The organism is Azospirillum sp. B4 (assembly GCF_000333275.1).
Taxonomy (GTDB): domain Bacteria; phylum Pseudomonadota; class Alphaproteobacteria; order Azospirillales; family Azospirillaceae; genus Nitrospirillum.
Map to the genome: position 1 here is coordinate 19,453 of NZ_BACU01000377.1, position 9,556 is coordinate 29,008.

The window sequence follows — 9,556 nt, forward strand, 5'->3', positions numbered from 1 at the left end:
CGCAAATGACCAATTTCCTGTCCGCGGACGAACAGGCCCTGACCCGTCGCTTCATGGAGACGGGCCACATCATCGCCCCGGCGGAGGACCGCGCCGCCCTGGACCGCATCCGCGACCTTCTGGTGCGTTCCGCCTGCGAATGGCTGGATTGCCCGCCGCCGGCGGATCCCGACACCTTTCTGAACGGCATCGGCGAGCGGGTGCCGGTGGACCGGCTGAACGACTTCCGCCTGCACCAGATCGGCCGGCTGAACGCCGAGCCTTGGGCCCGCGCCGCCTATTTCGCGGCGGCCCGGCGCACTCTGGAAACCCTGGTGGGCAACGAGCTGGCGATGCAGCGCCGGCTGAACCTGTCCATCCAACTGTCCGGCGACGACAGCTCGCTGCTGCCAGTACATGCCGACGTCTGGTCGGGCGACAGCCCGTTCGAACTGGTGCTGTGGATCCCGCTGGTGGACTGCTACCGGACCAAGAGCATGTACCTGCTGCCGCCCGGCCCGTCGCGGGCGCTGCAGGAACGCATGGCCGGCTACACGGGCCGTAACACCGACGACATCTACCAGGATATCGAGCCCGACCTGCTTTGGCTGGACATCCCCTACGGCCATTTCCTGCTGTTCAACCAGAACCTGCCCCACGGCAACCGCGTCAACCAGGAACCCGAGGCGCGCTGGTCCATGAACTGCCGATTCAAGGGCGTCTTCACCCCCTATGCCGACAAGCGGCTGGGTGAGTTCTTCGAGCCCGTCACCTTGCGCGCGGCCAGCCGCCTGGGCATGGCCTACGACTATCCCACCGGGTTCAAGGAGTAAGGCCATGGTCACGCCCCCCGCCGCCGCCCGTTTCGGCCATCGCGGCTACATCTCGCCCCGCCCGGTGCGGGGCAGTCGGGTGCCGCAGCACGTGCAGAACCTGGTAATCCGCGATTACTGCGCCCGCCAGCGCCTGTCGTTCCGCCTGTCGGTGGTCGAATACGTCATGGACAGCTGTTACCTGCAGCTGCAGCAGGCCCTGGACGAACTGCCCCAACTGCAGGGCATCGTGGCCTACACCCTGTTCATGCTGCCTCAGCGCCGTGACCGCCGCCTGGCGGTCTACGACACCGTGCTGGAGCGCGGCGGCACCCTGCATTTCGCCGTGGAAGGGCTGGTGCTGGCGTCGCCCGACGATGTGGAGCAGTTGGAGGACATCTGGGGCGTGCAGCGCGCCATGGATGTCGGGGGCGTCATCGCCCCGTCCCTGCTGCCGGCCGGCTGAGCCGCCATGGCCCGCGTCGATTTCATCCAGACGCTGCACGCCAGCACGAAGCGCAACTACGTGCAACGGGTGGTGGATCATGACAAGGCCGCCTGCGCCGCCGTGGCCAGGCAATTCGGCGCCGACTACTGGGATGGCGAGCGCCAGTACGGATACGGCGGCTATCGCTATGACGGGCGCTGGCGCCCGGTGGCCGAGCGGCTGGCCCGGCATTACGGCCTCACGGCCGGTGACCGCGTCCTGGACGTGGGCTGCGGCAAGGGCTTCCTATTGCATGAGCTGACGCAGGTGGTCCCAGGGCTGGAGATCGCCGGCCTCGACATCTCCGCCTACGGTGTCGCCAACGCCAAGGAGGAGGTGCGCCCCTTCCTGGAGGTCGGCGACTGCCGCCGCCTGCCGTATGCTGACGGCGCCTTCGACTGCGTCATATCGCTGGGCACTCTGCACAACCTGCCCATTGAGGGCGTGTTCCAGGCGCTGGCGGAGATGGAGCGGGTGGGCCGCGGCCCCCGCAAATATTTCATGGTGGAGAGCTACCGCGATGAGCAGGAGAAGACCAACCTGCTGTACTGGCAGCTGACCTGCCTGTCGTTCCATTCACCGGAGAGCTGGGCCTGGATTGCGGATCAGGCAGGATACACGGGCGACCATGGGTTCATCTTTTTCGAATGACCTACCCCACCTGGTCGTGGGGGGCGACAGCATGGTGGGGGCGGCCCTGGCGGCCGCCCTGCGCCAGGGCGGCCAAACCGTGCACGCCACCACGCGACGCCAAGAAAGCCATGGACCGGACCGCCCCCTGCTGGACCTGGCGCGGCCGCAGGATTGGCCAGAGGCATTTCCCGCCCGCTATGGCGCGGCCCATATCTGTGCCGCCGTCGCCAGGCTGGACGACTGCTTCCGGGACCCGCACGGGACCCACGCCATCAACGTCACCAACATGGTGGCGTTGGCGCGCCGGCTGGCGGCGGACGGCACGCAAGTGATCTTCCTGTCGACCAACCAAGTGCTGGACGGATCCCTGCCCTTCCCCGACGAGACGGCCGCCGTGGTCCCCAGCAACGTCTACGGCCAGCAGAAAGCGGCGGCCGAACGGGCGCTGCAGGATCTGGCGGCGGACATGCCTGAAGCCGTTGTCACCATCCTGCGGCTGAGCAAGGTGCTGCCCCCCCATCTGCCCCTGTTCACCGACTGGGCGGATTCGCTGGCCCAGGGCCGTCCCATCGACGCCGCCGTTGACATGAGCCTGGCTCCCGTTCCCGTCAGCCTGGTGGTGGATGCCTTGCGCCGCTTGGCCGGCGCCCGGCTGCCCGGCCTGTTCCAGCTGTCCTCGGCGTTGGAGATCGACTACGCCGCCGCCGGCTATCATCTGTGCCGATACTTGGCTGCGGATCCGGTGCTGGTACGGCCGGTCCGAGCCGTGGCCGCGGGCTACGTTCTGGAACAACCGCCGCGCCACACCATCATGGACAGCGGCAAGCTGGCCCGAGCGGTCGGCATCCAGGCGCCCGATCCTTTAGCCGTCCTGGACGACCTGTTCGCCAACCTGCCGCCCCACCCTTAGAGACTTGGCCGCCATGACCCGCCCCTACCTGGATTTCTACGAGCAGAACCAGATCATTCCGGTCCGCCAGGATCTGTCCGACATGGGCCAGCATTTCGCCCGCCGGCAGGCGCTGTACCGCCACCTGGGCCTGCTGCCGGCGCTGGTGCGGGGGCGGCAGGTCCTAGAGATCGGGCCCGGCACGGGCGACAACGCCCTGCACACCGCCAGCCTGGCACCCGCCCGCTACGTCATGGTCGACGGCAACCCCCATTCCATCAAGGCGCTGGCGGCGAAACAGGCGGATGGCCTGTTCGGTGCCGTTGACGTGGAGGTCCGGCAGGGGAACGTGCTGGAGATGGATATCCCCGAGCGCTTCGACGTGGTGCTGTGTGAAGGGCTGCTGCCGCCGCAGCAGGACCCTGTGGGATTCCTGAACCACATCGCCAGGCTGGTGGCCGCCGACGGCGTCCTGGTCGTCACCACCATGAGCCACACTTCGCTGCTGGCGGAAACCTGCCGGCGGACGCTACGGCCCCTGTTCGAGCGGGGAGACGGCCTGCCCGCCCTGGCGGGCCGCATGGCCGCCTTCTTCCGCCCGGACCTGCTGAGCCTGCCGGGGATGAGTCGCCTGCATGAGGACTGGGTGACGGACCAGATCCTCCACCCCTATGGCCGCAACATCGCCTTCACCCTGGAGGACGTGGCGCGCACGCTGGGGGCGGGGTTCGACACTGTCGGCACCTCCCCCCGCCTGTTGCAGGACTGGCGCTGGTACAAGTCCGTGCCGGAATCGACGCAGACGGAATGGGAACGGGTGGCCGACCAGTTGGCCGGCTGGTCGCTGTCCCTGATCGACTATCGCCTGCCGCCGGTGGCGGTGGATCCGGCCCTGGGCCGGCGCGTGGAGGCACTGTGCGGCGAGGCCTGGGACATCCATCTGGATCTGAAGGACCTGGGTGACACCGCCGTGCTGACCGCCTTCCTGGACAAAGTGGTCACCATCCGTGACCTGCTGCCAGCGCACTGGGCACCCACGGCGGCGGCGCTGAGCGCCTTCCTGACCGGGGCGCCCCGGCTGTGGCGGGGTGAAGCGGATGAGCTGCGGGCCTTCCGCAGCCTGTTCGGCCGGGGGCAACAGTACCTCATGGCCACCCGTGCCGCGCCGACCGGCGGGTAAATCACCACCGTCGGCAGGCTAGTCCCCGTGTTAACATCACCGCCAGTCACCCCCCCTGAACCACCGCCCCTGGGAGATAAAGCAATGTCCGCTCCAGCACCTGTCCTGACGGTGGAGGATGTCGACCGCTGGCGGCAGGCGATTCGGCGAGACACCTTTTCCAACTATCACCTGGAAATGGGCAGCATGGCGTCGCCCTGGGCGCGCAGCCAAGACAGGAAGTGTTCCGGCTGGTCGGGGAAGGCGCTCATGTTCCCGGCGCGCACGTTCAACAGGTGCGCAGGGTTCCCGGTGGCATAGGCCAGGCCGCGCCCGAAGTCGGACGCGCGCTCGATCAACAGGATGCGGGGACAGTCCGCCCCGCGGGAGAGGAGGTGCAAGGCCAGCAAAGAACCGCTAAAGCCCGCGCCGATGATGGCGATGGTCGGCCGTGTCGTCATGGGTGTTCCTGCCCGGCGCCCGTCAAGGCCGCCCCAAGTTGATCCCCATGCTCAATTGCGGCCACCCCCGCTGTCAAGCGACGTTTGGCTTACATACCACATTCGGGTTATCGTGAAATAAGCCGGGTCACAGACTCCCGAAAGCCGCGAATATCCTGGACTCCTGAGGGCACAACATACTGGCCACCTGATCCAGGCAACCTCAGAACGGGCCTGCGACCAATCGCGCCCAGGTATCATTGTGTTGAATTGTTTAATTTACGACAAAAACTCGTTATTCTACCACGCCGATCAGCACGGGGGGGGGGGCGCCAGCCACCAGCGCGACCAGCCATTTCCCCGCTCAGCCCTTGGGCGCGGACTTGGGCTTGTGCGCGTCCAGGAAGGCGCGGAACTGCTCCTGGTCCAGGAAGTACAATTCCAGGCATTTTTCGTAATCGGCTTTTTCCTTGATGACGCGGCAGAGGCTTTCCGCATCCTCATTCTCTTTCTGCTGCTGGACCACCGCCTTCTTGTCGGCATCCGACGGGGCGCTTTGGGCCGAGGCCGGTAGGGACAGCAGCAACGGGGCGGCGACGATCATGCAAAGGGTGAGGGGGGAGAGGACGCGCACCGGTATTCTCCTGACGGCGGGAATGGACGAACCGGAAGTTTAGCCGCGGAAGATTAAGGTTCAACATACCGATTCCATAGCCACCGGCTATGGGCCGGCACCCGTGGTCCACTTGAAAGTCTTCCCGGATTTGCCGGGTGGCGGGTCTGGCCGTCAGCCCCCATAATACCCTGGACTGGCAACGGCATATGCGCCTATAGCCCCTGCCCCTGGTATGTCGACTGGCCTGGCCCTGTCCCATCCGGCAGCGGTTCCGTGGGTGGTCAAGATGATAAGGGGCAAGGGGAATGGGTTTGGGGGCGTTTGGCACCCGCTTGACGGGTACCCGTTTGACATTGGCGGCGGCCAGCCTGCTGTTGACCGCCTGTGCCGCCACACCACCCACCGCCACGCCTCCCACCCCCCCGGCGCCCGCCGTGCAGGAGGCCCAGCTTCCTGTGGCAAAGCCCTATGAGGCGAAGACCCCTGAAGCGAAAACGGCGGCCCTGTTCCACGACCTGCGGGCGGACCCGGTGCGCCTGGCCATGTTCCTGCGCCGGATGCCCAAGGGGGCGGACCTGCACAACCACCTGACCGGCGGCATTTATGCTGAGAACATGGTGGCGTGGGCGGCGGCCAGCGGCGGCTGCGCCGATCCCAAGGCCCTGGTCCTGAAGCCCGCCCCGTGCACCGGCGGCCTGGTCAGCGCGGCCGACGCCCGGCGCGACGTCGGCCTGTACAACCGCCTGATCAATTCCCTGTCCATGCGCAACCACGAGCGGGGAGCGGACTCCGGCCACGATCACTTCTTCGACACCTTCTCCAAGTTCGAGCCGGCGGTAAAAAGCCATGTCGGCGACATGCTGGCGGAGGCCGCCAACCGCGCCGCCGCCAGCCACGTGCTGTACCTGGAACTGATGTGGTCCAACGGCATGCCCAAGGCGGCGGCGCTGGCCGCCCCGCTGGGCACGCCAGCCCCGGGCACGGTGGCCGGTGACACCGCCACATTCGACGCGTGGCGCACCGCCATCGAACCGGACCTGCGGGCCGTCATTGATACCGCCAAGGCCGACACCGACGCGGCGGAGGCCCGCATGCGCCAGGTCCTGCGTTGCGGCACGGCCGACGCCCAGCCGGGCTGCGCCGTGCAAATCCGCTACCTGGCCCAGGTCATCCGCGTGCTGCCGGCGCCCCAGGTGTTCGCGCAAAGCCTGTACGGCTATGCCCTGACGGCCGCCGATCCGCGCTTCGTCGGCGTCAATCTCGTGGCGCCGGAGGATAACCCGGTGGCCTTGGGTGATTACGGCCTGCATATGCGGGCGCTGCGATACCTGGGCGCCCGCAATCCAGCAGCCAACCTGTCGCTGCATGCCGGCGAATTGGCGCTGGGCCTGGTGCCGCCGGAGGATTTGCGCGACCACATCCGCCTGGCGGTGGAGGTGGCGGGCGCCAAGCGCATCGGTCACGGCGTGGACATCGGGCAGGAAACGGGCGCGCAGCAGCTGCTGCGCACCATGGCGGACCGGGGCGTGCTGGTCGAGATCAACCTGACCAGCAACGATGTCATCCTGGGCGTGAAGGACCGCGACCACCCCATCACCACCTACCGCGCCTTCGGCGTGCCGCTCGCCCTGTCCACCGATGACGAGGGCGTGTCGCGCATCGACCTGACGCATGAGTACGGCCGCGCGGCGGAGACCTATGGCCTGGACTACGCCACGCTGAAGGCCTTCTCCCGCAATGGGCTGGAGCATGCCTTCCTGCCCGGCGCCAGCATCTGGGCGGCGCCCGGTCAGTTGGCCCCTGACTGCGCCGTCGACCAGCCGGGGACCGCTCCGTCCGCCGCCTGCCAGTCCTTCCTGGACCGGAGCCCCAAGGCCGCCCTGCAATGGCGGCTGGAGGCGGACTTCCATGATTTCGAGGCGGCCGTGGCCGCCGAGGCCGAAACCGGCTTGTGGGGTCAGGGCCACGGCCCTAAAACCACCGCCAAATCCCCTGATTGAGCTCCTGAAGCGAGAGACCGCGGCCATGCGCCTTCTGATCGATACCGACACCGCCGGCGATGACGCCTTCTCCCTGCTGCTGGCGTTGCGCAACCCCACCGTCACGCTGGACGCCATCACCATCTGCCACGGCAACGTGACCTTCGACCAGTGCGTGGAGAACGCGCTGTACACGGTGGAGGCCGCCGGTCGCGGGGGCGAGGTGCCGGTTTATCCCGGCGCCCGCCTGCCCATGATGCGCAAGCCGCTGGACGCGGCCTACGTCTTCGGCAAGGACGGCATGAGCGACGCCAACTATCCGCCCGCCAAGCAGCGGCCGGAAGCCAAGCACGCCGTCGACGCCATCATCGACACCGTCATGGCCCACCCGGGCGAGGTGACCATCATCGCCCAGGCGCCGCTGACCAACCTGGCGTTGGCGGTGATGAAGGAGCCAGCCATCGTCCAGGCCACCAAGCATCTGTGGATCATGGGGGGCACCGACAACGCCGTGGGCAATGTCACCAGCGCCGCCGAGTTCAACTTCTATGTCGATCCCGAGGCCGCCAAGATCGTCGTCAACGCCGGCTTCAAGGCCAGCCTGCTGACCTGGACCCGGTCCATGGTCGAGGGCGTGATCACCAGCGCGGAACTGGACGCCATCGCGGCCCTGGATACGCCGGTCTCGCGCTTCTTCACCCGCGTGAACCGCGACAGCCTGGCCTTCTCCCGCGATCGCCAGCGCATCGACGGCAGCATCCACCCCGATGCCCTGACCTGCGCCTGCGCGCTGAATGAGGCCCTGGTGCTGGAGGCGGAGGACTGCGTGGTGGATGTGGAGACGGTGGGCGTGCTGACGCGCGGCTATTCCAGCGTCTCCTCCGCCATCCTGCCCGACGCCGCCGACGCCGACCCCGACCTGGCGCCGCAGGTGCCGAACATGCGGGTCATCAAGCGCGCCGACCGCGAGGGCTTCGTCCGCATGATGACCGACGCCGTGCGCTGACACGGCCACAAAGCCACCGGAGCGGAACGCGATCGCACGTGGCTCTGACGGCGGCGCTTCTGCCGCCTATCCTTTTCATGTAGCCTGTCCGGAGTAGTGGTCCGGACAGGCCTGTCTCCAGACCTTCATTTGACGCGCGTCCCAGCCTTCGCTCATCCAGGACCGAACACGCGGGGGGCTTCATGAGTGGCATCACCCTGGATCGGCGGGCTTTGCTGCTGGCTATTGGCGCCGCCGGTGTCGCGCGTTGGTCCGTCGTCCACGCGGCGGTGCCGCCGTTGCGCTTCGTTTACGCCGATAATGTGGTGCCCTTCAGTTATGCCGATGTGGACGGCAACGCCGCCGGCCTGCTGAAAGACGACGTGGACGTGGTGACGGCGGCCGCCGGCTATAGCCAGACCACCAGCCTGATGCCCTGGGGCCGCGCCCAGGCCACCGTGCGGGCCGGCCAAGCGGACGGCTTCTGCACCGTGCCCTCCGCCGACCGCGCCCTTTACGTCCAGTTCTGCCTGCAGCCGGTGATGACCAGCGACATCGGCATCTGGCACCGCCGCGACGACGACCGTTTCAAGGCGGTTGGCAGCCTGGAAGAGCTGGCGGCCTTCCGTCTGGGCAGCTACGTCGGCAACGGCTGGGCGACGGAGCACATGGGCGCCATCCCCACCCTGGCGGTGGTGCCGGAACCGGTCAGCGTGCTGAAGATGCTGGCCGCCGGCCGCATCGACGCCTTCGTCCATGATGAATTGCAGATGGGTTACCTGGCCCGCAGTGCCGGACTGACCAGCGTCCTGGCCTATACCCCCCGTCCCTTCCTGGGTACGGTGGTGCGGACGCTGGCCATCCGCCGCAGCCTGCCCGACTGCGCCGCCATCGTGGCGACCCTGGACGCCGCCATCCTGGCCCGGCGCGCAGACCTGGACACCCTGGCCCACCGCGTGCGCCTGGGCATGGCCTGACCGAAGGCGCACTTAGAAGAATGCCATGCCGGGGTGTAGACTGGGGCCCGTGGGAAATGGGGGCCCCGCGTGGAACGGAAATGCCGACATCGAATAGGCATGGGGCGGTGGGCGCGCCGCGCCGTGCTGGTCGTCACCGCCATGCTCGGCGCATGGACGGGGGCGGGCGCCTCCCCGGCACCCAGCGACCCGCCGGCACCGGTTCTGGAGCTGCGCATCCCGCGCCACGGTCCATCGGACGCCAAGGCCCCCGCCATGTGCGAGGAAATCCTGCTGGCCTTGAGCCAACAGGTGGCCGGCGTGCGCCTGGTATGGTCCACGGACTGGCTGACCCACGACCGGGCGGTTCAGGAACTGGCGGCGGGGCGGCTGGATACGGACTGCGGCTATTACCGCACGGCGGAGCGGGAAGCCCGGATACTCTATTCCCACCGCGCCGTCATCCGTATGGAAACGGTGCTGGCCGTGCGCGCCGACGACCCGGCCGCCATCACCACCTTCGATGAGTTGCGCGCGGCGCTGGCGGACGGACACGACACCATCCTGGTCAACGCCGGCTCCGCCTTCCTGGAGCGATTGCACCGCGCCGGCATTGAGGAC

Annotated in this window: 11 protein-coding genes; 9 read left to right on the forward strand and 2 right to left on the reverse strand. The window is 67.8% G+C overall.

The annotated features are described in order from the left end of the window. The first annotated feature begins 5 nt into the window (after positions 1-5). The 5 genes from I55_RS16730 to I55_RS16750 are packed head-to-tail and all read left to right on the forward strand — an operon-like array spanning position 6 to position 3,980. Positions 6-812: a sporadic carbohydrate cluster 2OG-Fe(II) oxygenase gene (locus I55_RS16730; RefSeq protein WP_044561717.1), complete on the forward strand. Its 807-nt coding sequence runs from the start codon at positions 6-8 to the stop codon at positions 810-812. A 4-nt stretch (positions 813-816) separates the two neighbouring features. Then, positions 817-1,257, forward strand: a complete 441-nt coding sequence (locus I55_RS16735; RefSeq protein WP_044561718.1) for an LIC12192 family sporadic carbohydrate cluster protein — start codon at positions 817-819, stop codon at positions 1,255-1,257. Positions 1,258-1,263: 6 nt separating this feature from the next. Beyond that, positions 1,264-1,929 carry a class I SAM-dependent methyltransferase gene (locus I55_RS16740; protein ID WP_044561719.1) on the forward strand — a complete coding sequence of 222 codons (666 nt, stop codon included), beginning with the start codon at positions 1,264-1,266 and terminating at the stop codon, positions 1,927-1,929. Then, positions 1,907-2,821 carry a sugar nucleotide-binding protein gene (locus I55_RS33175; RefSeq protein ID WP_083901178.1) on the forward strand — a complete coding sequence of 305 codons (915 nt, stop codon included), beginning with the start codon at positions 1,907-1,909 and terminating at the stop codon, positions 2,819-2,821. Before I55_RS16740 ends, I55_RS33175 begins: the two co-directional genes overlap by 23 nt. A 13-nt stretch (positions 2,822-2,834) precedes the next feature. Next, a complete protein-coding gene (locus I55_RS16750) occupies positions 2,835-3,980 on the forward strand; it encodes a bifunctional 2-polyprenyl-6-hydroxyphenol methylase/3-demethylubiquinol 3-O-methyltransferase UbiG (RefSeq protein WP_044561720.1) in 1,146 nt (381 codons plus the stop codon). A gap of 167 nt (positions 3,981-4,147) precedes the next feature. Here I55_RS16750 and I55_RS16755 read toward each other — a convergent pair whose 3' ends face one another. Together I55_RS16755 and I55_RS16760 are read right to left on the reverse strand one after the other, a co-directional pair. Then, the gene (locus I55_RS16755) at positions 4,148-4,420 is read right to left on the reverse strand and encodes an FAD-dependent oxidoreductase (RefSeq protein ID WP_044561721.1); all 273 of its coding nucleotides are present in this window, start codon (positions 4,418-4,420) and stop codon (positions 4,148-4,150) included. Positions 4,421-4,763: 343 nt separating this feature from the next. Next, complete coding sequence (locus tag I55_RS16760; protein ID WP_148293788.1) at positions 4,764-5,033, reverse strand: hypothetical protein; 270 nt, start codon at positions 5,031-5,033, stop codon at positions 4,764-4,766. A gap of 314 nt (positions 5,034-5,347) precedes the next feature. Here I55_RS16760 and I55_RS16765 point away from each other — a divergent pair, with 314 nt between their 5' ends. The 4 genes from I55_RS16765 to I55_RS16780 all read left to right on the forward strand — a co-directional run. Further along, complete coding sequence (locus tag I55_RS16765) at positions 5,348-7,015, forward strand: adenosine deaminase (RefSeq protein ID WP_252181182.1); 1,668 nt, start codon at positions 5,348-5,350, stop codon at positions 7,013-7,015. A gap of 25 nt (positions 7,016-7,040) precedes the next feature. Further along, positions 7,041-8,000 carry a nucleoside hydrolase gene (locus I55_RS16770; RefSeq protein WP_044561723.1) on the forward strand — a complete coding sequence of 320 codons (960 nt, stop codon included), beginning with the start codon at positions 7,041-7,043 and terminating at the stop codon, positions 7,998-8,000. Positions 8,001-8,182: 182 nt separating this feature from the next. Further along, positions 8,183-8,956, forward strand: a complete 774-nt coding sequence (locus I55_RS16775; protein ID WP_044561724.1) for an ABC transporter substrate-binding protein — start codon at positions 8,183-8,185, stop codon at positions 8,954-8,956. Positions 8,957-9,055: 99 nt separating this feature from the next. Beyond that, a partial coding sequence (locus I55_RS16780) for a transporter substrate-binding domain-containing protein (protein WP_044561725.1) occupies positions 9,056-9,556 on the forward strand: 501 nt, incomplete at its 3' end.